This window comes from Paraeggerthella hongkongensis (genome assembly GCF_003726035.1).
Classification (GTDB): Bacteria; Actinomycetota; Coriobacteriia; order Coriobacteriales; family Eggerthellaceae; genus Paraeggerthella; species Paraeggerthella hongkongensis.
Genome location: NZ_QICD01000011.1, coordinates 51720 through 73912 on the forward strand (window position 1 = coordinate 51720; position 22193 = coordinate 73912).

Genomic DNA, 22193 nt, shown 5'->3' on the forward strand with positions numbered 1-22193 from the left:
GAAACAGTTTGCAGCGGCGGCGCGACCGTCGGGAATGAAACGAAGCAGGTGAACGGTATGGAGTTGCCAAAGATGAAGAAGTCCGGGGGCGGCGGGATGCTCGACGGAATCAAATCGAAGCTCGGCTTTGCCGATGCGAATCAAGGGTACGACGACGGTTATTACGACCGCGGCTACGACGATCGTAGCTTCGAAGACGAGTTCGGCGATGAGTATGCGGGGGATTACGGCGAGTACGGCCCCGATTATCGCGAGGATGCAGGTTTGGGCGGCGACGCGCCGGCATCCAAGTACGATCCGTACGCGCCGGTCACCACGCGTCCGGCTCGCTCGTCAAGTCGCACGTCGGCGCGCAGTGCAGGGTTCACTCCGCCGAAGCTCGTCTCCATCGACGACGTGCGCGCGCATACCCAGGTGCCGGAAAGCTTGAACCGCGACCCGTTGCCGGCTCGCCGCGTGAGCTCGATTTCGTCGGCGGCTTCGTACCGCAGCGATCGCACGATGGTCGACGCGGCAACCTCCGCTCCGGCCAACACGCCGAACGCGCGTGCCGCAGCCGCTCAGAACCGCGAGCGCTCCGAAAGCTTGAACTCGCTGTTCACGTCTACGGCTCCCGATCCGGTCTTGGACGCCGCGCCCGCAGCCGCGGGCGCAAGGTCGAACGCCACCGTGGCGACGGCTGTTGCCAATCCCGGCGCTGGCGTAACCGCTCCCGCGCCCGTTGTCGCGGCTGTTCCTGCGCGCGCCATCACGTTGCTCAAGCCTGCCAGCTACGGTGAGGCGGAGCGCGTCGCGAAGGCCCTCAAGGAAGGCGACGCGGTGGTCATCGCTTTGCGTAACACGCCCGATCATCTGTCGAAGCGCATTCTCGATTTCGCGTTCGGCGTGTCGTGCGCGCTTGACGCAAGCGTCGACTGCATTGCCGACAAGGTGTTCGTCATCACGCGCGGCGCTGCTCTCAGCGAAGCCGAGAAGGCCGCGTTGCGCAATCAGGGCGTGCTGTAATGGCGCGCGCGAGCGTTTCCCGCATCGCCGTCATCGGCGGCGGAAAGATGGGCGAGGCCATCATGGGCGGCTGGATAGCCGGTTCCTCTGCGCCCGCCGACGCGTTCGACGCGTCCGTTTTCGTGGTGGCCGATCCTGGCCAAGAGCGCCGCGACTATTTGGCCGAGCGCTATCGCGTTGCCTGCGTGGCGGATGCGAGTGCGGTGGAGGGCGGCGTCGATCTTGTGCTTTTGGCCGTTAAGCCGCAGGTTATGATGGACGTGCTGGAGGGCATTGCCAGCCAGCCTTCGTTTGCGGGCGGGGCCGAGGGCCCTTTGTTCGTGTCCATTGCCGCAGGGCTTTCGACCGAGCGCTTGGAAGCTGCCTTGCCGCCGGGCGCGCGTCTGGTGTGCGTCATGCCGAACACGCCGCTTTTGGTGGGCGCCGGCGCGACCACGGTTGCCGCGGGCTCGCAGGCGTCTTCGGCCGATGTGGAGCTGGTGCATGGCCTGTTCGCCTGCTTGGGCGAAGCGTACGTCGTCGACGAGGACGCCATGGACGCCGCAGGTGCCGTGAGCGGCTCCGGCCCGGCGTACGTGGCCGCTATGATAGAAGCACTGCGCGACGCTGGCGCGAGGCAGGGGCTCGATCCTCAGCTTGCCGAAGCGCTTGCGCTGCAAACCGTGTACGGAACGGCTTCGCTCATGAAGGAAACGGGGCAGGACCCCGCCACCACGCGCGTTGCCGTGTGCAGTCCCGGGGGCACCACGTTGGCGGCGCTTGCCGCTATGGACGAGGCCGGGTTCTCGCACGTGTTCGATGCCGGCGTTGACGCCGCCGTCCGCCGATCGAAGGAGCTTTCTGCATGTTGAGTTTGAAGTACCTGATCATTTCCATCGCCGACGTGTACAGCATGGTGCTGTTCGTGTACGTGATGATGTCCTGGCTTCCTACCGATCGCGGTATCCTGGCCGACATCAACAACGTGCTTGCAAAGCTGTGCGATCCGTACCTCAACCTGTTCAGGAAGCTGATTCCCCCGCTTGGAGGTATAGTGGACGTTACTCCCATCATCGCCCTGCTTGTATTACAATTGGGAGTACGTTTACTGATTGGCTTGTTCTAACGCGTACAATCGTGCCTGCTTGCAGTGTGCGTACTGGATGAAGGGAATAACAGATGGCTATCACCTCGGCTGAGATCCACAACCAGAGCTTCTCGATCGACCGCAAGGGATACGACGTCGATGAAGTGGACGTGTTCCTCGAGCACGTTGCCGACGAGATCGATGGCATGAACGCCCAGATCATTCAGCTTGAAAACCAGCTGGATGACCGCAAGTTCGACGGGTTCGATACGCCGGCTCGCACGGTTGAGATGCCGGTTATCGATGACAGCCTGCTTGCCGAAAAGGACGAGCGCATCGCCGACCTGGAGCGCCAGCTCGAGGCGAAGAAGGCCGACGACAACGCCATTGCCCAGGCGCTCATCATCGCGCAGCGTTCTGCCGACGAGATCATCGCCAACGCGAACGCCCAGTCTGCGGCCACCATCAAGGACGCCGAAGAAGAGGCGCAGCGCATCATCGACAAGGCCGAGAACGAGAAGCAGAAGGTTCTCGACGCCATCAAGAAGCTTGAGGACGATCGCGAGGATTCTCGCGAGGAGTACCAGGAGCTGCTTACGGACTTCATCAGCGACGCAACGCGCAAGCTGGCCGAAATCGGCGGCTCGCTGCCTACCGGCGGCATCGCGTTGCCCGCAAGCGCTCATGCGCGCGTGTCCGCTCCTGCCGAAGCAGCGTCTACGGGTCGCGTGACGTCTCCGGCTCAGGCTCCCATCAACCGCGACGGTGCGGGTGCCTATACCGCTCCTCAGCCGACGACGGGCGCGGTAGTTGCGCCGGCAACTCCCAGGCCGTCGGGTGCAGAGAAGGACCTTTCGGGCTTCGGCGACGCCGACGACGCTTTCGAGTTCGAAGATCTGGACTAGTTCTTGCCGGCTTCGAGCCGGTGAACCTGCTTGACGTTACGAAGCCCCCGCGCTCCGTTTCGTTGCCGCTGACCCCTGCTCGTGCGTACGTGTATGAGTAGGGGATTGCGCGACGGATTCGGATGTGCGGGGGCTTTTCCGTTCCTCGGTGCCGTTTACGTTGGTTTTCGGTCTGTTCCCAGGGATTTTCCCGGTATTTGTTGCCATCTTTTGAAAACCGTTGGCGATGACGTAACGTCATCGCCTATGCTCGGACACGTGAACGCGCGGGGGCGTGTTTGCCAGGACGAGTACGTGGCAGCCTAGCGAGTTGCCGCAAAGGAGCATCCATGACCGATCCGAACTACCTGACTGTAGGAGAGCTGGCGCGGCGCGTCGGGGTGACGGTGCGCACCATCCAGTACTACGATCAGCAAGGCTTGCTGTCTCCTTCTGCGAAGGGGCCTCAAAACCAGCGCCTGTACACCGACGCCAACGTGAAAGACCTGTATCGTATTCTGACCTTGAAGTACCTGGGCTTGTCGCTCACTCAGATCAAATCCGACGCAGCTCTTTACCGGCAGGCCGCCGCGGTGCAGGATCTTGCGGATGCACAGATGGATGCCATCGAAGAGCAGTTCCTTTCCCTGTTCAAGCGCATGACCACGCTTCGTGCGCTGCATGATGAAGCGCAGAGCGCGCAAGACGTCGACTGGGCGCGCATGGCCGAGGCGGTCGAGCGCTGTCAAGATGAAAGCCGCTTTTTCTGGAGGCTCACCTGCATCCGCGACGACGCGCCGCCGCAGGAAGCCGAGGAGCGGATTGCTCGCGGCGAATCCGTGTCGAAATGGCACGAGTTGATTGCCGACACCATTCGCCAGATGCCCGCGCGCGAGTCCTTGACCAGTCCGCGGAACCAGGATCTTGCGCGGCGGTACTTGGAGCTTGAGGATTCTCAGGACGCCGCCCATGCGGAAGCGAACTTCATCCTCATGGAGAACATGGCCCCGCATGCCCACGGAGACGGCTCGTTCGACGAATTGCGCCAGGCCGTGTTCGATCATCTCGAGGCTGTGGTGGCCGCGTATCGAAACTATTCCGGGCCGGTCGAGTAGCCGTGCCGAGCGCGACGTTCAGGAGCGGAGACGTCTCTCCTCCATCTCCGACCCGTTCCTGAACGTCGCGGATTTTACCCGTGTTCCAAGCTGAAGGACGGCGTGCGCCGCCCCTGGCTTTGCATACCCTGGACTTGAAAGGAACCGCCCATGATCGTGTCGTGGATGACGACGAACAAGTGCAACCTTAAGTGCGTGCACTGCTACCAGGATGCCGAGGAGGCAACCGATCGGGAGCTTTCGACCGAGGAAGCCTTCGCCATGATCGAGCAGATCGCGCGCGCCGGATTCAAGATCATGATCTTTTCGGGCGGCGAGCCGCTTATGCGTCCGGATATCTATCAGCTGGTGTCGCATGCGGCTTCGCTTGGCTTGCGGCCCGTGTTCGGCTCGAACGGCACGCTTATCACGACCGAAGTGGCCCAGCGCCTCAAAGACGCGGGCGCTTGCGCCATGGGGATCAGCGTGGACAGTTTGGATGCTGCCAAGCATGACAAGTTTCGCGGGCTGGAGCATGCCTACGATCTGACGATGGGCGGCATTGAGGCATGCAAGAGCGTAGGGTTGCCGTTTCAGCTGCACACGACCGTGGTCGACTGGAACCGCGACGAGGTGTGCGACATTACCGATTTCGCCGTGCAGGCAGGTGCCATCGCCCATTACGTGTTCTTCCTCATCCCCGTCGGGCGTGGAAAGTTCATTCAGGAGACCAGTTTGCACGTGCTTGAGAACGAGCGCCTGCTCAAAGACATCATGACGAAGGCTGCCGAAGTTCCCATTGACGTGAAGCCTACGTGCGCGCCGCAATTCACGCGCGTGGCGAAGCAACTGGGAGTGGACACGCGCTTCGAGCGCGGATGCCTGGCGGGGCTGACCTACTGCGTGATCGGCAGCGAGGGCATCGTGCGACCTTGCGCGTACATGACCGAAGAGGCTGGCGACGTCCGGCAGACGCCCTTTGACGAGATCTGGAGGACGAGCCCCGTGTTCGAGCAACTGCGGACTCAGGCCTATTCCGGCGCATGCGGCACCTGCGACTACGCGCAGGGCTGCGGCGGATGCCGGGCGCGTGCGGCGTACTACCACGACGGGGATATCTTGGCTCAGGATGATTACTGCGCCCATGGATTGCAGCTGGACGATCCAATGTGCCAGCCGGCGTAGATCTTGTTGGCTTTGTGTAAGTATTTGACTAGGTCATTCGATGAAAGGACTGTTCTATGATCCAAGGCACGTTTCCCCAGCGCGCGATGGCGTGCACGGCTGCGGCGGTTTTGGCTGCATCGATGCTGCTTGCTGGGTGCGCAAACTCGGCTCCCGCCGAATCCGGCGAAACCGCTCCGGAATCGACATCTCAACATGCGGGCGCGGTTACGTTCACCGATGACACGGGCGCCGAAGTGACGGTGAGCAATCCCCAGCGCGTGGTGGCCTGCATGGGCAGCTTTGCGAGCGTTTGGGAATTGGCGGGCGGCACGTTGGTCGGGGCTTCCGATGATGCGTTCACCCTTTCCGATTACGATCTGGTATCGCAGGATGTCCAGAAGGTCGGGGATTTTTCCAGCCCGAACCTCGAGTCCATCATCGCGCTCGAACCTGATTTCGTCATCATGACGAGCGGTACGGGCGGCCGCGGCGGTAACTCGAGTCAAGCCGACCTCAAAACTGCCATCGAGGCTTCGGGGATTCCGGTAGCTTGCTTTCAGGTAACCACGTTCGACGACTACCTGCGCATGCTGCGCACGTGCTGCGACATCACCGGACGCGACGACCTGTACCAGAAAAACGGGCAGGAAACGGCCGATAGGGTGGAGGCCGTTAAGGCGAACGTGCCTGCGGACAAGTCTTCTACGGCCCTGGTCCTCACCACGTATTCGGGCGGGACGCGCGTGCAATCGTCTTCGACTATGACCGGCGCCATGCTGGCCGATCTGGGCGTTAAGAACCTGGCCGACGAGAATCGCAGCCTGCTCAAGGATTTCAGCTTGGAATCGGTTATCGAGATGAACCCCGATTTCATCTTCGTGGTTCCCATGGGAAACGACAACGCTGCGGCTATGAAGGCGCTCGAGGACCAGACGGCGGCGAATCCCGCATGGGCAACGTTGTCCGCTGTTGAGAACGGTCGCTACATCGCCCTTGATCCGCATTTGTTCCAATATAAGCCGAACAACCACTGGGATCAAAGCTATCAGGTGCTCTTTGACGCGCTGTATGCGTAAAGCGAGGTTTTGACGTGCGTTCTGCAGATCGGGGAGTACCGGCCTTGATTGTTTTGCTCGTGTCCGTTGCCGCCCTCGTGGCGGCAACGGTCGCTGCGTTTCTGGTAGGGTCGTCTTCGGTGAGCTTGCCCGAGCTTGTCGCCTGGGCGACGGGCACAGATGTGAGCGCGGCCGCCAAAAGCATCTTGGTCAATGTGCGTTTGCCGCGCGTGCTCGCCGCGCTTTTGGCGGGTTCGGCGCTTGCCGTTTCCGGTGCCGTCATCCAGGCGGTGCTCGACAATCCGCTGGCAAGCCCCAATGTCATCGGCATCAACTCCGGCGCCGGCTTGTTCGTGCTGATTGCTGCGAGCGTGGCTCCGAGCATCCTGTGGCTCCCGCCGTTGGCAGCGTTTCTGGGAGCGCTTGTCACGGCGCTCATCATCTTCGGCATTTCGCTTGGCGCGAACGTGTCGCGCCTGACCGTGGTGTTGGCCGGCATCGCCATCACCACCGTGTTCGGCGCGGGCATGAACACGGTGCTCATCGTGAACCCCGATGCGTACGTGGGGTCGTCGGCGTTTTTGGTGGGCGGGTTGTCGGGAGTGCTCGTGAGCGATCTTTGGTGGCCTGCAGCGTATGTGGTGGCCGGGCTTGCTGCGGCGCTGTTCGCGGCGGGCAAGCTCAATATCATGGCGCTCGGCGACGACACGGCTCATGCTTTGGGGATGAATGTAGGGGCCTGTCGCTTGACGATGCTCGGCTTGGCCGCCGTGCTGGCGGGCGCGGCGGTCAGCTTCGCCGGCCTGCTGGGTTTCGTGGGGTTGATCATTCCTCATCTGGTGCGGTTCTTCGTCGGTCATGACAATCGTTGGGTCTTGCCGGTTTCGGCGGTGTCGGGCGCGGCATTCGTTGTGGCGTGCGACTTGCTGGCGCGGGTGATGTTCGCTCCTTACGAGGTGCCGGTGGGCATCCTCATGGCGTTTCTGGGCGGGCCCTTCTTCATCTACCTCATTTTGAAGAACAGGAGGGGTTTCCTTGATTGATGCGATCGATTCATCGGGTGCGTTTGGGCGGCGGGGGTCTGCTGCTCAAGCAGTCCTGCTCGCGCGAACAGCCCGCTGGGCTGTTCGGCTCGTGCGGAACTCGCCTCAGACCCCCGCCGCCCAAACGAAGGGGGCGGAATCGAAGGTCGCGGGGCCGTTTGGGGCGGCGGTGGATATTCGAGGGGTTTCGTTCTCTTATGGCAAGGAGCCGTTTATCGAGGGGTTGAGCGCTGCGTTTCCTCACGGTGCGGTGACCAGCGTGGTGGGGCCGAACGGGTGCGGCAAGTCGACTATGGTGAAGCTGATGGACGGCATAGTGCGGCCGAGTGCGGGCGAGGTGCTGATCGACGGCGTTCCCACCTTGGGATGCAAGCCCAAAGAGCGGGCAAGGCGCGTTGCCGTGCTTGCTCAGGCCGGGCGTCCCCCGGCTATGACCGTGGAGCAGCTGGCGGCATGCGGACGCTATCCGTACCAGGCGCATCAAGGCAGGCTTTCGCGCGAGGATCGCGACCATGTTGAGCATGCGCTTGAACTTGCCGGGGTCGCGCGCTTTCGCCATCATGACCTGCGGCGCTTGTCCGGCGGAGAGCGTCAGCGCGCGTTCATCGCCATGACGTTGGCGCAGGATACCGACACCGTCGTGCTCGACGAGCCCACCACGTACCTGGACATTCGCGCATGCCATGAGCTCATGGAGTTGGTACGACGCTTGAATCGGGAGCAGGGAAAGACCGTGGTCATGGTCATCCATGATCTTGACCTTGCGTTGCGCTATTCCGATCGGCTGCTGGTCATGGAGCGCGGGCGCGCGACGGCGGCCGGCACGGTGGACGAGGTTCTGGAAACGGGGGCTATCGAGCATGCCTTCGGAGTGCGGATACGGGAGCATGTCTCGTCCGAAGGGAGCGCGTATTCGCTGTTCCCCGCGTGATGCGACGTTCGTGCAGTTCCGCTGTCGCGCTTCCCCCGCGTCGGCGACGTTCGTGCCGCCTGCTGCCGCGCTTTCCCGTACCGGAGCCTTTCGTGCCGCCCGCTGTCAAAACGGACGAGTTTTGCGGCGATTTTTCGCCCTGGCGGCATCGCTCTGCTTGATGCGTTTTCATTGTACCAGGTCACAAGCTTGTCGCCTTGTATTATCCTTGCTTGAACATCAGCAAAACTCATCCGTTTTGACAGCGGAGTCGAATCTGCGGTCAGGCTCGGGGCTCAGGGGTGAGGGCTGCGGGGCGCGGGGTAGTGGGCGGCGGGGTAGGTGCCGCGAGGTGGAAAGAAGTGCGAGCGGGTCGGTAAGCCGGGTTCTGTCGTTGGACGACCATTTATCTCGAACGCCTGTCGCCAGGCGCCTCAAGCACGCAACCCGAACGTACGACGGGCAGCCGTATCGCGTTCCTATTTGCGCTTGCTCCAGATGGGGTTTTCCAAGCCGCGCCGTTGCCGACGCGCTGGTGCGCTCTTACCGCACCGTTTCAGCTTTTCTCCCGTTGCCGCGCGCCGAAGCGCGTGTTCGCGGGGGAGTTTTCTTTTCTGTGGCACTGTCCGTCGGGTCGCCCCGCCCAGCCGTTAGCTGGCATCTTGCCCTGTGGAGCCCGGACTTTCCTCACATCCGAAGATGCGCGATCGTCTGGCCCGCTCGCGAATGGTATTCTAGCAAATCGAAAGCGGCGCGCTTGCGTGAAACTCGAAGCCCCTCGAAAAACCGATGTTTCAAGGCGATGAAGGCCGCATTGCGTCTCCTCGGTTGGGCGAGGGTTTTGCGAGCGAAGCCAAGGACTCGTTGTGGAGCTCTGCGTTTGCGCGCTATGCTATGCTGACAGGTCGAACGACAACGATGCGAAAAGGACGGACGATATGGCGGCTTGCGCTTTGGTGGGGGCGATCGATTTCAACGCAGATGATTTTCTCGCACGGCGCGAATCGGGCGAGATCGAGTATGTGATCGCCGTCGACGGAGGCTTCGCGCATCTAGAGGGCATCGGCGTGGCTCCCGATATGGCCGTGGGCGACTTCGATTCGCTTGGATACGTGCCGAAGTGCAAGCGCGTATCCCGTTATCCCGTGCAAAAGGATCAGAGCGACATGGAGCTGGCCATCGAGAAAGCCCTGGCATGGCGCTACGACGAGTTGCTGGTGTACGGCGGATTGGGCGGGCGGCTCGACCATACCGTTGCGAACCTGCAGTTGTTCGCGCGCTTCTCAGAGCAGGGCGCCTATATCACGGCCATAGCCGATTCGTACGCGGTGCGCCTGCTGACCGGTCCGGACGTGTTCGAGTTGCCGCTCCTTGAATCCGGGACGGTGTCGGTGTTCGCCGCCAATGATCGGGCTGAGGGCGTCATCGAGCGCGGCATGGCCTACTCCCTTGACGACGAGCCGCTTTCGAACCGCACGTCGCGCGGCCTTTCCAACGAGTTGACGGGCGAACTGGCAACTGTGGCCGTCGAATCGGGCACGCTGTACGTGTTCTACCCGCTATCGGAGGCTGTTCGCAACTAGCGCCGTTCGCGCGGGGCGTCGGAGTAGTTGTTCGGGCGTCCTTTTGAAAGCGACATTGCTTCGTCGCTGTTGTTTTCGCGTGGAACGTTCTAGGGAAGACTTCCGATCGTTTCGAACGTGCGCTCCTCTTCTTCGCGCGTTATCTACAATGCTTGCGGACGTTTGTTCGATCCGCTTCTTTCGTTGTGCGGGAATGCGGTCGCAAAACGTGCGTCCCGCATGTAGCAAATCTCTTTCAAAAAGATGGTTGACGGCGACGTTGCGTCATGTCTTATGCTGCGCTTGCGGTCGATCGAGAATCGACTGAAGACGATGGCCCTTGTGCTTTAAGAAAGCGCAAGGCGAAAGACGAGAATCCGAGACAAGTTCAAACGAGGTTCGAAACGAACCGAAGAGTCGACGTGCGCGGCTTGGGCATTCGTGTGTCTTCATGTGCGAAAAGCAGGGCGGTTGTGCTGATCGCTGGGAAAGGAGACCAGTTATGAGGAGGTCGTATGGACAACTCAGTTGCGGTGTGTGCACCGGAAAAGCCGCGTACGTGTACGCCGTATTATCCAGTGTTTCTTGACGTACGGGGACGTTTTACCGTTGTGGTAGGCGGTGGAAGTGTTGCCGAGCGGAAAGTGGACGGGCTTTTGAAGGCGGGTGCACGCGTACGCGTTGTGTCTCCTGACGTTACGGCGGGCCTGGAAGTTCGGGTGAACGAGGGTTCGGTGACGCTTGAGCGACGTCTTTATGGCGAAGGCGATCTGAAAGGGGCGTTCCTCGTGTACGCCGCAACCGACGACGCGGCAATCAACGAAGCTGTTTATGCCGAAGCCGAGGCGCGCGGTGTTCTGGCCAACGTCGCGGACGATCCGCAGCACTGCAATTTTATCGTGCCGTCCGTTGCTCGACGCGGATCACTGCAGTTTGCCGTATCTACTGGCGGCGCTGCGCCAGTGCTGGCGAAGCGTTTGCGATGCGAGTTGGAAGAGCGTTATTCGGATGATTGGGCGGTATACACGGATTTACTGTCTGAAGTGCGAATGCTCGTTCGCGATCGTATCTCGGGGGGCGAAACCGAGCGCGCTGCCGTGCTCGAGGCGGCATGCGATCTGGGGTTGCTCGGTCGTCTTCGCGCCGGCGAGGTTCTTGATGCGGAATCGGTTTACATCGAAGCTCTCGATGCCGTCGACGAGTCGGGCTTTAAGGCTGGCGAATCGCGATGATGCTTTTGTCTGCCGGCGTGAGCCATGCAAGCGCTTCCGTAGAGCTGCGGGAAAAGCTGGTTGTACCTTCCGAAAAACTGAACGTTGCCCTTGAGTGCCTTGTTTCGAATGACGTGGTGTCGGAGGCGGTCGTTCTGTCCACGTGCAACCGCACCGAGGTGTATGCGACGGTTGTCACCGTGACTGATGGAATACGAGCTATCTTTGATTTTCTACAGGGTCTTCCTGGCATGAAAGACGCCGATGCGGAAGCGCTTGCCCAGGCTCTTGTCGTGAAGCAGGGTCCGGGAGCGGTGGAGCATTTGTTTCGAGTCGCTTCGTCGCTTGATTCAATCGTGCTTGGCGAAGCTCAGATCATCGGCCAGGTAAGGCGCGCGTTTGCGGCCGCCGAAAGCGCTGGTGCGGTGGGCGAGGTGACGCGCCGGCTGTTTCGCAGCGCTCTCGAAGTTGGAAAGCGCGTGCGGGATCAGACGGCTATCGGTTGTCGTTCGGTGTCGATTTCCACGGCTGCGGTTCAACTTGCCGAACGAGAGCTGGGGACGTTGGACGGACGAAGAGCGCTTGTGGTGGGCGCCGGCGAAATGGGAATGCTTGCTCTCGGGTACCTCAAAGAGCGTGGAGTGGAAAACATTACGGTGGTTAATCGCACGTTCAAGCGTGCGAGAGAAGCTGCAGCTCGTGTGGGTGGCAAATCGGTGAAAATCGACCAGTTGGAGAAGGAGCTTGCCCGAGCCGATCTGGTGGTTGCTTGCGCTGGCGGCGAAGAGTTGCTGGTGACTCGTGCCATAATGTCTCGTTCGTTGAAGAAGCGGATCGATGGATCGCACCGTCTTGTGACGGTGGATGTGGGGATGCCTCGAGCGGTCGACCCCGAATGTGCGCGCATGGAAGGAATCGTTTGCTTTGATCTTGATGATATTGGCGCAGAAGCAGCCGGCAACGCTCGTATTCGCGCAGCGGAATCGGTGCGAGCGGAAGCTCTTGTAGCTGAACAGGTTGACGACTTCCTTTCTTGGATGCAAGAGCGAGTGGTGACTCCTACGGTGAAGCAGATGCATGGCAAGGCTCGTGACGTGTGCGAGCTGGAAGTTGCTCGCGCCGCTAAAGCGCTTGCCGCGCTTCGGGAGGGCGCGTTGTCTGACGGCGAGCGCGCGGTGCTTGATTCGCTTGCGAACGCTGTGGCGAAAAAACTGCTTCATGGACCCACGGCTCGCTTGCGCAAGCAAGCAAGCGATCCTGACGCTTACCGTTATACCGAAGCCGCACGCTATCTGTTCGGTCTTGACGCGTACCCGCAGGGATTCTCATGCCGCAGCGACGATGGCCGCATGTGTCGACTGTCCTCCGGCTCTGCTTGCGCTCGTCGCGGTTGCGGTGCATGCCCTCATGATCGAAAGGATGCTTCATGCCTTGTTTGAAAATAGGCTCTCGTGGCAGCGAACTTGCTTTGTGGCAGGCCCATCACGTTGCCGACCGTTTGCGCCTTGTCCGTCCGGATATCCAGGTCGAGATCGAGGTCGTGAAGACCAAAGGAGATCGGGTTCTCGATGTGGCTTTGTCAAAAATAGGTGACAAAGGGCTGTTTACGAAAGAGCTCGAGCAAGCCTTGCTCGATGGTCGTGTAGACGTATGCGTTCACTCCATGAAGGACGTTCCCACGGTGCTGCCGGAAGGTCTTGTGCTTGCGGGGTGCTTGGAACGAGCGGATGCCCGCGATGCCCTCGTTGCCGTGCCGGGCGCGACGTTCGCTTCCTTGCCTTCCGGCGCGCGTGTGGGAACGGGTGCTCTTCGTCGTCTTGCTCAGCTGAGAGCGGTGCGCGACGATCTCGAGTACATGGAGGTTCGAGGGAACCTGGATACCCGGATAGCTAAAGTGCGCGATGGATCGCTTGACGCTATCGTTTTGGCCGCCGCTGGGATAAAGCGTATGGGTTGGGAGCGCGAAATCGTCGAAGCATTCCCTGTCGACGTTGTGATTCCCGCCGTAGGGCAGGGGGCGATTGGGCTCGAGATACGCGCTGATGACGAAGCCGTAGCTCGCGTTTGCGCTCTTGTGTGCGATGCGGTCACCAACGTATGCGTGACGGCTGAACGCTGCGTCATGCGCGCTCTCGATGGAGGGTGCCAGGTGCCCCTGGGAGCCTATGCCCGCTTCGAAGGCCCTGAACTGGTTCTCGATGCGTTTGCGGGGAGATTGGACGGTACTCTCGCATTGAGGAGTCGGCTGCGCACGAAGCTTTCGCAGCCTGGCTGCCTTGTCGAAACCGAGCAGGCTGTGCGTGAGGCTCGTGCGCTCGCCCTTGCGGCCGTGGAGGATCTTGAGTCTCTTGGAGCGCGCGCTGTTCTTGACGAGGCGCGTGTTGCAGGCGATGAAAGGCGGCTTGCATGACAACGCCAAAGCCGATCGGTCGCGTAGAGGTCTTTCTCGTGGGTGCAGGGCCGGGAGATCCTGGCTTAATGACGGTGGCGGGCGCCGCCGCGCTCAAACGCGCCGATGTCGTGGTGTACGACTATTTGGCAAATCCCCTGCTTCTGGCGCATGCGCCCGGCTCTTCCGAGTGCGTATACGTGGGGAAGAAGGGTTTTTCGAATCACGTAACCCAAAACGAGATCAACAGCTTGCTCGTTGACAAGGCTCGCCGGCTTGAAGCGCGCGGCGGCGGGGTGCTCGTCCGCCTCAAGGGCGGCGATCCGTTCGTGTTTGGTCGAGGCGGCGAAGAGGCCGCCGCGCTCCGCGATGCCGGCGTGGCTTGCTCGATCATTCCGGGCGTGACGAGCGGGATTGCTGCGCCGGCGTATGCAGGCGTGCCGGTTACGCATCGTGGCATGGCATCGTCGGTCGCGTTCATCGCGGGAAGCGAGGATCCGACAAAAGACGAGTCCTCCCTCGACTGGGAGGGCATCGCGCACGGCGCGGACACGTTGTGCTTTTACATGGGCGTCCGAAACTTGCCCCTCATCTCCCGCAAGCTCATGGAGGCTGGCCGGGATCCGGAAACGCCCGTTATGCTCGTACGTTGGGCCACGACGCCTGATCAAGAGGTGCTTTCGGGCACGTTGGCAACGATAGCCGAAAGCGCAGCTGCTGTCGGATTCAAGGCGCCCGCTATTATCGTGGTCGGGGCGGTGGTTGCCTTGCGTGAGCGCATCGCTTGGTACGAATCCGGGCCGTTGGCGGGCATGACCATTGCGGTCACGCGCGCACGTTCTCAGATAAGCGCGTTGGCGTTGCGGCTTCGCTCGCTTGGCGCCTGCGTCTTGGAGCTGCCCGCCATCGCCATAGCGCCGCTTCCCTCCTATGATGAGGTCGATGCGTGCATAGCAGACTTGAGGTCGTATCGTTTCGTGGTGTTCACGAGTGCGAATGGCGTGAAGGCGTTCTTCGAGCGGTTGTCGCATGCCGGTTTGGATTCTCGTGCGCTTGCGAGTGCGCGCGTTGCCGCTATCGGCCCGGCTACGGCTGAGGAATTGAAAGGATACGGCATTGCAGCCGACTTCGTGCCTTGTGAGTACCGAGCGGAAGCGGTTGCCGATCAGCTTATCGAAGCGGGTTTGGCCGATGGCGATCGAATACTTGTTGCTCGAGCGTTCGAAGCTCGGGAGATCCTGCCTAGCATGCTGCGTGCGCGCGGAGCTTCGGTCGACGTCGTTCCCGTGTATCGAACGGTGGCCCCATCGCGGGAATCAGTGGAGCCTTCGTTATCACGCCTTCTTGCCGGAGATGTTGACGCCGTGACGTTCACTTCCTCGTCTACCGTGCGAAATTTTGCGAGCCTTGTGAACGACGTCTCTGCGGACTCCTCGTCGTTGCTCGAAGGATTGTCTTGCTACTCTATCGGGCCCATCACGTCGGCTGCCGCCTTCGATGAAGGCTTTTCTATCGCTGCCGAAGCCAAGGAGTATACGATCCCCGGCTTGGTGGAGGCTATTGTCGAGCATCGGGCTGCATGCTCCGAAGGAAAGTGAGGAAGCGTTTATGATTGGGATATCGAAATTGTATTGCGGGGCTGTGGAACCTGCTGACGTACTGCGTTACGGTCGTGATTCGCGCAGCCTGCCAAGCGAGCTTCTTCAGTTCTCGAGGGACAAGAAGCCCGTTGTCGTGTGGAACTGCACTCGAACGTGCAATCTTCGGTGCGTGCATTGCTATGCCGGATCCGAATGCAAGCTCTACGAAAACGAGATGGGTACAACCGAAGCTTTGCGCATGATCGACGATCTGGCTACGTTTGGCGCGCCGGTGCTTTTGTTCTCGGGGGGAGAGCCGTGCATGCGTCCCGATGTCGTGGAGTTGATGCAGTACGCGAAGAGTCGCGGTATGCGTGTGGTCCTGTCGACGAACGGCACCCTCATTACGCCTGACCTTGCGAAGCGTTTCGCCGAGGTCGGGCTGTCTTACGTTGGCGTATCCCTTGACGGTTCACGCGCGACGCATGATCGGTTCCGCGGTTTGCCCGGGAGTTTCGATCGGGCGATCGAGGGCATTCGAAACGCAAAGGCAGCCGGCATGAAGGTTGGCGTGCGGATGACGATCAGCAAGCGCAATTGGCGCGAGATAGGCGACGTGTTCGACATCATGGAAGCCGAAGGCATCAATCGCGCTTGCTTCTACCATTTGGTGTACACGGGGCGCGGCAGCGCGCTCATGGACGAGGATCTCGATCATGGGGAGACTCGCGCGGCGGTGCGCTTCATCATGGATCGCACGCGCGCATGGTTCGACCGCGGGGGATCGCCCGAGATTTTGACCGTGGACAACCATGCCGACGGCCCCTTCGTGTACCTTGAACTGCTGCGGGAAGACCCCGCCCGCGCTGAAGAGGTGCTGCAACTGCTCCAATGGAATCGCGGCAATTCGACAGGAGCAGGCATTGGCTGCATAAGCTGGGACGGCGAGGTGTACGCTGATCAATTCTGGCGCCATTTCCCGTTGGGGAACGTGCGCGAACGTTTGTTTTCGGAGATATGGACCGATACGAGCCGTGCAACCGAGCAAAGCGAGCTCATGTTCCGGCTCAAGGATAAGCGCCCCTTCGTGGAGGGCCGGTGCAAGCGCTGTCGCTGGCTTGCTATCTGCAATGGAAACTTTCGGGTGCGCAGCGAAGCGGCAACGGGCAACTTATGGGGCCCTGATCCGGCTTGCTACTTAACCGACGAGGAAATCGGCGTCGCGTAGGCGCGTCGGAGAGGAGGCTACCGTATGAGATTTCCCGATTACCGTCCGCGTCGCATGCGTGCAAATCCCACGGTGCGCGCATTCGTGCGCGAGACCGTTTTGGACCCGAGCGACTTCATCTATCCGCTGTTCGTCAGGTCGGGCGCAGGCGTGCGCAACGAAGTTGCATCCATGCCGGGGGTGTTCCAGCTTTCGGTTGATCAGCTTGCGTCCGAGGTGGACGAGTTGCGACGTTGCCACGTGGGATCGCTTATCCTGTTCGGGTTGCCCGCATGCAAGGATGCGCGGGGAAGCGAGGCGTACGACGATCATGGAATCGTGCAGGAAGCTGTTCGCGCGATAAAGCGCCATGCGCCCGATTTTCATGTGATTACGGATGTGTGCTTGTGCGAATACACCGATCATGGGCACTGCGGCGTGCTCGATGAACGGGGTGACGTGAAAAACGACGACACGCTTGCGCTTCTTGCTGCAGAAGCCGTGAGCCACGCGCGTGCCGGCGCCGACATGGTAGCGCCTTCGGACATGATGGACGGGCGCGTGGCTGCTATTCGCCGCGCGCTTGACGAAGCGGGATTCTCGCAGGTGCCCATCATGGCGTACTCGGCGAAATACGCGTCAGGTTACTACGGGCCGTTTCGCGATGCTGCCGATTCTGCGCCGGCGTTCGGGGATCGCTCGACCTACCAGATGGATCCCGCGAACAGTGACGAAGCGCTGCGCGAGGTGCAACTCGATATCGAGGAGGGAGCCGACTTGGTCATCGTGAAGCCGGCGCTTTCCTATCTTGATGTGGTGCGGCGAGTGAAGGATTCCTTTGCGTTCCCTGTGGTAGCTTACAACGTGTCTGGAGAGTACGCTATGGTGAAAGCGGCTGCGGCGCAAGGATGGATCGACGAACGTCGCGTGGTTCTGGAAACGCTGTTGTCCATGAAGCGCGCCGGTGCTGACGTTCTTATCACGTATCATGCCAAAGACGCTGCTCGTTGGATCGTCGAGGATTGCCATGCATGACGATAGCAGTCTCTTTTCGGTCGAACGTACGACGTGCGACAGCTTGGGGGCGGCGGTTTCCCGTACGGTTCTCACGCAGGTGCAGCACGCGCTTCCCCTGTGCGAGCGGCCTTACGCCTCTCTTGGGGAGGCGTGCGGCCTATCGGAAGGCGAGGCGTACTGCATCGTGGAGTCGCTTCGATCGGAAGGGATCGTTCGCCGTATCGGTGCGAGTTTCGAATCTTCTCGTCTCGGATACGCATCGACGCTTGTCGCATTGGCGGTTGCTTCCGATGAGATCGAGCGCGTTGCTGCTTTGGTGGGCGAATATGCGGGCGTCACGCACAGCTACGAACGCGATAACCGGTACAACCTGTGGTTCACGTTTATCGCGCGCGGCGTGTTGGAGCGCGATGCCGAACTTAAGCGTATCGTAGCTGCAACAGGGTGCGACGACTGCCTCGTGCTTCCTGCGCGCCGGCTGTTCAAGATAAACGTTGCGTTCGATGTGACCGAGACGTCGGTCGGCGGCGATCTTGCGCGCGCCGCTGCGAAGCCTGCGTCGGCCTACGCGCCTCTCGAGCCGTCCGGCATCGTTGCCGAAGAGCTCGATGCCGCCGACCGTGCGCTGGTTCGCGCCCTGCAGGGAGACCTCGCTGGCACGTTGCGTCCCTTTGCTCGAGCCGCACAAGTCGCGTCGGAATACGCGAACCGGCCGCTTGGAGAGACGTGGGCGATCGACCGCACGCGGTCGTTGCTCGAGACCGGAGTTGCCCGTCGTTTCGGCGCCATGGTTCGCCATCGGCGCATGGGCTTCGCCGGCAACGCGATGGGCGTGTGGGACGTGCCCGACGACAAGGTTCTTTCCGCTGGCGCAGTGTTGGCAGCTCCGTTGCTCGTGAGCCATTGCTACGAACGCCCTCGTTGCATCACGTGGCCGTACAACCTGTATACGATGATTCACGGATACGACCGCGCAAGCTGCCAGCGCATGGCAAGCGAACTGCATTTCAACCTTGGCCAGGAAGGCATCAGCGTGCGTCCGCCGCGCTTGCTGTATTCCACGCGCGAGTTCAAAAAGACGTCAATGCGATACTTCGAGGAGGATCAATGAAAGTCGCCGCTCTTTCGCGCAACCGTTCGGCTGCGCTGTTCTCTGAGGCATGCAGGTGCATACCGGGGGGCGTGAATTCGCCTGTTCGCGCATTTGCGAACGTCGAGGGCGCTCCGGTGTTTTACGAACGTGCTTTCGGAAGCCGCGTTGTCGACGTGGACGGCAACGAGTACGTTGACTTCATCGGTTCATGGGGTCCCATGATCCTGGGGCATCGCCCCTTGGAGGTCCTTGACGCCGTGCGCTCCCAGCTTGAGCGGGGCCTGTCGTTCGGCGCACCCTGCGAAGCGGAAGTGCTCCTAGCCGAAAAGGTATGCGCGTTGGTCCCGTGCGCCGAAAGGGCGCGCATGGTGTCTTCAGGAACCGAAGCCACCATGAGCGCGGTGCGCCTTGCGCGCGGGTTCACGGGCAGGCCCCTCGTGATCAAGTTCGACGGGTGCTACCATGGCCACTCCGATGCGCTGCTGGCAAGCGCGGGCAGCGGCGTTGCCACGCTTGGCATACCTGGGACGCCGGGCGTTACCAAAGGTGCTGCACGCGATACGCTTGTCGTTGCGTACAACGATCTCGACGCTGTCGAGCGTGTTATGCATGCTCATGAAGGAAAGGTCGCCTGCGTTATCGTAGAGCCTATTGCGGGAAACATGGGCGTCGTGCCCCCTGCGGCCGGTTTTCTGGAAGGATTGCGCCGCTTATGCGATCTTTCAGGTTCGCTTTTGATTTTCGATGAAGTGATCAGCGGGTTTCGCGCAGCGCTCGGCGGCGCTCAGGAACGTTTCGGGGTTCTGCCGGATCTCTGCACGTTGGGGAAGATCATCGGCGGCGGGTTTCCCGTTGGCTGTTTTGCAGGGCGAGCCGATGTGATGGAGGCTCTTGCCCCCTGCGGCCCGGTGTACCAAGCTGGGACTCTTTCGGGGAATCCTGTTGCCATGGAAGCAGGGCTCGCCACCCTTGCGGTTCTCGAACGTCCAGGGGTCTATGAAGAGCTTGAGATCAAAGGGCTTCGTCTGGAGACCGGCCTCAAGCAGGCCATTGCCGAAGCGGGTGCGCCTTGTACCGTGAATCGATCGGGCTCTCTTGCCACGCTGTTCTTCTCGCCCGAGGTCGTTCGCGATTACGAAGTCGCTCGTGCATGCGACATCGCTGCTTTTTCGCGTTATTTCTCGAGAATGCTCGATCGCGGATTCCTTGTTGCCCCGAGCCAGTTCGAAGGATTGTTTCTTTCTCTTGCTCACTCCAATGAGGACATCGACGGGTTCGTTCATGCGGCAGCTGAAGTGCTTGCCGAACTGTACGGGGAGAACCGGTCGTCTTTCTGATCGCATTCAAGAGGCTTTTTTGGAACTAGGGTCTCGATGCCTACAAGCCCCCATCGTCTAGCGGCCAAGGACGCCGGCCACTCAAGCCGGAAACGGAGATTCGAATCCTCCTGGGGGCACCACGCATTCTCCCGGCATGTCCGGGTGCATTCTTTCGTGCTGCCATGCGCGCATAGCGCCGCTTCCGTGAAAAACCCGTCGTTCGCATCCGGTCCACCTTGTTCTTTCGCGATGACGGCTATACTGATCGCGTACCTTTTCATACCGGGGAGCTTGCAGCCGCATCGCGGCCGGGCAGGCTGAGAGGAAGCGCCGACGCACGCTTCGACCCGAGGAACCTGACATGGGTAATGCCAACGAAGGGAGCTTCATGACGCAGATCGATGCGGCACGTGCCGGAACCGTCACGCGCGAAATGGCGATCGTCGCCGAAAAAGAGGGGCTCGACCCCGAATTCATCCGGGAGGGCGTGGCTGCAGGCCGCATAGCCATTCCCGCGAACATCCATCACGCAAGCCTCTCGCCTGAAGGCGTAGGCGGCGGGCTTCGCACCAAAGTCAACGTCAACCTGGGCATTTCGGGTGACCTTGCCGACGAAGCCGAAGAGTGGAAAAAGGTCGAAGTGGCGTTCGAGCTGGGTGCCGAGGCCATCATGGATCTGTCGAACAGCGGCAAGACGCAAGGGTTCCGCACGCGCCTCATCGAGAAGTCGCCGGCCATGATCGGCACCGTGCCCATGTACGACGCCATCGGCTATCTGGAGAAAGCGCTCGTAGACATCACGGTGGACGACTTCCTGCGCGTGGTTCGCGCGCATGCGGAAGACGGCGTGGACTTCGTCACCATCCACGCCGGCATGAACCGACGCACCATCGAGTCGTTTCGCGAAACGGGGCGTCTTACCAACATCGTGAGCCGCGGCGGGTCGCTCATTTTCGCCTGGATGGAAGCTACGGGCAACGAGAACCCCTTCTACGAGTTCTACGACGACGTGCTGGCCATTTTGCATGAGCACGACGTAACCATCAGCATCGGCGACGCCATGCGTCCCGGCTCGACGTTCGATGCGACCGATGCGGGTCAGATCGCCGAGCTTATCGAGATCGGCAAGCTTACGAAGCGCGCGTGGGACGCCGGCGTGCAGGTGATGGTGGAGGGCCCCGGGCATATGGCGCTCGACGAGATAGCCGCGAACATGAAGCTGGAGAAGCGCCTGTGCCATAACGCGCCCTTTTACGTGCTGGGGCCCCTTGTTACGGATATCGCCCCAGGATACGACCATATCACGGCAGCGATCGGCGGCGCGGTCGCTGCCAGCTCGGGAGCCGATTTCCTCTGCTACGTGACACCCGCCGAGCATCTGCGCCTGCCCGACGTGAACGACGTGCGCGAAGGGCTGGTTGCCACGAAGATAGCCGCCCATGCCGCCGACATCGCCAAGGGCGTGCCGGGCGCGCGCGACCGCGACAACCTTATGAGCGACGCGCGTCGCCGCGTGGACTGGGAGGGCATGTTCGAGCAGGCTTTGGATCCGGTCAAGGCGCGCCGTTACTTCGAAAGCGCGCCGCCTTCGACGGACGGCACCTGCACGATGTGCGGTAAGATGTGCGCTATGCGCACGGTGAACACCATCATGGACGGCATAACCATCGATCTGGGAAAGGAGCTGTGATGCAGCCTTTCGCTTTGAAGAACGCACTCGACAATGTGCGGCAGACAACCCCGCTTGTTCACAGCATCACGAACTACGTGACGGTCAACGATTGCGCGAACGCGCTTCTGGCCATCGGCGCGAGCCCCATCATGAGCGACGAGCCTGCCGATGTCGAAGACATCACGGGCGTTTGCGGCGGGTTGGTGCTGAACATCGGGACGTTGAACGAGCGAAGCATCGCCGGCATGTTCGCGGCGGGAGAGCGCGCGAGCCAGCTGGGCCATCCCATCGTGCTCGATCCGGTGGGGGCGGGGGCATCCTCCCTGCGCACCAAGACGGCGGGGGATTTGCTGGATAATCTGGCCGTGTCGGTGATACGCGGCAACATGTCCGAAGCGAAGGCGCTTGCCGGCGGCTCGGCCGCTACGCGCGGCGTGGACGTATGCCCCGACGACGCGGTGACCGAGGACAATCTGGAGGCAGCTGCTGCGTTCGCCCGGGAATTCGCGGCGAAGACCGGCTGCGTAGTGGCGATTACCGGCGCTATCGATGTCGTGGCCGACGGCGAGCGCGCCTATGCGATCCGCAACGGCAGCTCGCTCATGGGCCGTGTGACGGGGGCGGGCTGCATGCTCTCGTGCGTGTGCGGGGCGTTCGCAACGGCGAATCCGGACAACTGCCTGGATGCGACCGTCGCCGCCGTTGCTTCGATGGGGCTGGCAGGCCAGATAGCCCAAGGGCGCATGGGCGGTTTCGACGGCAACGGGTCGTTTCGCACGTACCTGCTGGATGCGCTGTTCAATTTGGACGGCGATGCGCTGGAGGCGGGCGCCAAGGTCGCCAAGCTGTCCTAGCCTTGTACGAGCACGGCTTGCCGAGCGCCCTATGGCCGGCAAGCCGAGAACGGGAGAAGAGGAAA

General features: G+C 61.3%; 20 protein-coding genes, 1 tRNA gene, 1 other RNA gene and 1 riboswitch. Of the genes, 21 read left to right on the plus strand and 1 reads right to left on the minus strand.

All coding sequences use genetic code 11. From position 1 onward, the window contains the following. Nucleotides 1–57 precede the first annotated feature (57 nt). From sepF to DMP08_RS07040, 9 genes are all read left to right on the plus strand, one after another. Nucleotides 58–1005, plus strand: a complete 948-nt coding sequence (gene sepF / locus DMP08_RS07000) for a cell division protein SepF (protein ID WP_123192217.1) — start codon at nucleotides 58–60, stop codon at nucleotides 1003–1005. Then, a complete protein-coding gene (proC, locus tag DMP08_RS07005) occupies nucleotides 1005–1856 on the plus strand; it encodes a pyrroline-5-carboxylate reductase (RefSeq protein WP_123192218.1) in 852 nt (283 codons plus the stop codon). The genes sepF and proC overlap by 1 nt, the downstream gene beginning before the upstream one ends. Next, nucleotides 1850–2110, plus strand: a complete 261-nt coding sequence (locus DMP08_RS07010; RefSeq protein WP_114567214.1) for a YggT family protein — start codon at nucleotides 1850–1852, stop codon at nucleotides 2108–2110. The genes proC and DMP08_RS07010 overlap by 7 nt, the downstream gene beginning before the upstream one ends. Nucleotides 2111–2163: 53 nt before the next feature. Beyond that, nucleotides 2164–2976, plus strand: coding sequence for a DivIVA domain-containing protein (locus DMP08_RS07015; protein WP_123192219.1), 813 nt, complete (start codon nucleotides 2164–2166; stop codon nucleotides 2974–2976). Between the two features lie 329 nt (nucleotides 2977–3305). Beyond that, nucleotides 3306–4070, plus strand: a complete 765-nt coding sequence (locus DMP08_RS07020) for a MerR family transcriptional regulator (RefSeq protein WP_123192220.1) — start codon at nucleotides 3306–3308, stop codon at nucleotides 4068–4070. A 150-nt stretch (nucleotides 4071–4220) separates the two neighbouring features. Continuing rightward, the gene (nirJ2, locus tag DMP08_RS07025) at nucleotides 4221–5234 is read left to right on the plus strand and encodes a putative heme d1 biosynthesis radical SAM protein NirJ2 (protein WP_123192221.1); all 1014 of its coding nucleotides are present in this window, start codon (nucleotides 4221–4223) and stop codon (nucleotides 5232–5234) included. Between the two features lie 56 nt (nucleotides 5235–5290). Beyond that, entirely contained in the window at nucleotides 5291–6292 is a 1002-nt protein-coding gene (locus tag DMP08_RS07030) for an ABC transporter substrate-binding protein (protein ID WP_244596860.1), read from the plus strand. A gap of 44 nt (nucleotides 6293–6336) precedes the next feature. Beyond that, complete coding sequence (locus DMP08_RS07035; protein WP_244596861.1) at nucleotides 6337–7314, plus strand: FecCD family ABC transporter permease; 978 nt, start codon at nucleotides 6337–6339, stop codon at nucleotides 7312–7314. Nucleotides 7315–7483: 169 nt separating this feature from the next. Continuing rightward, nucleotides 7484–8245, plus strand: a complete 762-nt coding sequence (locus DMP08_RS07040) for an ABC transporter ATP-binding protein (RefSeq protein WP_244596863.1) — start codon at nucleotides 7484–7486, stop codon at nucleotides 8243–8245. A gap of 340 nt (nucleotides 8246–8585) precedes the next feature. Here DMP08_RS07040 and rnpB read toward each other — a convergent pair. Beyond that, an RNA gene (gene rnpB, locus DMP08_RS07045) (RNase P RNA component class A) lies at nucleotides 8586–8947 on the minus strand. Between the two features lie 215 nt (nucleotides 8948–9162). Between rnpB and DMP08_RS07050 the strand changes: the two genes are divergently transcribed. The 12 genes from DMP08_RS07050 to thiM all read left to right on the plus strand — a co-directional run bounded on the left by DMP08_RS07050 (nucleotide 9163) and on the right by thiM (nucleotide 22128). After that, nucleotides 9163–9807, plus strand: a complete 645-nt coding sequence (locus DMP08_RS07050; RefSeq protein ID WP_123192244.1) for a thiamine diphosphokinase — start codon at nucleotides 9163–9165, stop codon at nucleotides 9805–9807. A 494-nt stretch (nucleotides 9808–10301) separates the two neighbouring features. Next, nucleotides 10302–11018 (plus strand): precorrin-2 dehydrogenase/sirohydrochlorin ferrochelatase family protein, encoded by a 717-nt coding sequence (locus DMP08_RS07055; RefSeq protein WP_123192223.1) that lies wholly within the window; start codon nucleotides 10302–10304, stop codon nucleotides 11016–11018. After that, the gene (gene hemA, locus DMP08_RS07060; protein WP_123192224.1) at nucleotides 11015–12436 is read left to right on the plus strand and encodes a glutamyl-tRNA reductase; all 1422 of its coding nucleotides are present in this window, start codon (nucleotides 11015–11017) and stop codon (nucleotides 12434–12436) included. The genes DMP08_RS07055 and hemA overlap by 4 nt, the downstream gene beginning before the upstream one ends. Continuing rightward, complete coding sequence (gene hemC, locus DMP08_RS07065; protein WP_123192225.1) at nucleotides 12424–13407, plus strand: hydroxymethylbilane synthase; 984 nt, start codon at nucleotides 12424–12426, stop codon at nucleotides 13405–13407. The genes hemA and hemC overlap by 13 nt, the downstream gene beginning before the upstream one ends. Further along, nucleotides 13404–14984 (plus strand): uroporphyrinogen-III C-methyltransferase, encoded by a 1581-nt coding sequence (gene cobA, locus DMP08_RS07070; RefSeq protein ID WP_123192226.1) that lies wholly within the window; start codon nucleotides 13404–13406, stop codon nucleotides 14982–14984. Before hemC ends, cobA begins: the two co-directional genes overlap by 4 nt. A 10-nt stretch (nucleotides 14985–14994) precedes the next feature. Further along, a complete protein-coding gene (ahbC, locus tag DMP08_RS07075; protein WP_114567224.1) occupies nucleotides 14995–16194 on the plus strand; it encodes a 12,18-didecarboxysiroheme deacetylase in 1200 nt (399 codons plus the stop codon). A 24-nt stretch (nucleotides 16195–16218) separates the two neighbouring features. Further along, entirely contained in the window at nucleotides 16219–17208 is a 990-nt protein-coding gene (gene hemB, locus DMP08_RS07080; protein ID WP_123192227.1) for a porphobilinogen synthase, read from the plus strand. Continuing rightward, complete coding sequence (gene ahbB, locus DMP08_RS07085) at nucleotides 17201–18301, plus strand: siroheme decarboxylase subunit beta (protein ID WP_123192228.1); 1101 nt, start codon at nucleotides 17201–17203, stop codon at nucleotides 18299–18301. The genes hemB and ahbB overlap by 8 nt, the downstream gene beginning before the upstream one ends. Beyond that, nucleotides 18298–19620, plus strand: a complete 1323-nt coding sequence (gene hemL / locus DMP08_RS07090) for a glutamate-1-semialdehyde 2,1-aminomutase (RefSeq protein WP_123192229.1) — start codon at nucleotides 18298–18300, stop codon at nucleotides 19618–19620. Before ahbB ends, hemL begins: the two co-directional genes overlap by 4 nt. Before the next feature lie 46 nt (nucleotides 19621–19666). Further along, nucleotides 19667–19742 (plus strand) — tRNA-Glu (locus tag DMP08_RS07095). Between the two features lie 133 nt (nucleotides 19743–19875). Continuing rightward, nucleotides 19876–20002, plus strand: a riboswitch (TPP riboswitch). Continuing rightward, nucleotides 19964–21292: a phosphomethylpyrimidine synthase ThiC gene (gene thiC / locus DMP08_RS07100; protein WP_153071023.1), complete on the plus strand. Its 1329-nt coding sequence runs from the start codon at nucleotides 19964–19966 to the stop codon at nucleotides 21290–21292. Its footprint overlaps the riboswitch before it by 39 nt. Further along, the gene (thiM, locus tag DMP08_RS07105) at nucleotides 21292–22128 is read left to right on the plus strand and encodes a hydroxyethylthiazole kinase (protein ID WP_123192230.1); all 837 of its coding nucleotides are present in this window, start codon (nucleotides 21292–21294) and stop codon (nucleotides 22126–22128) included. Before thiC ends, thiM begins: the two co-directional genes overlap by 1 nt. The last annotated feature ends 65 nt before the right edge of the window (nucleotides 22129–22193 follow it).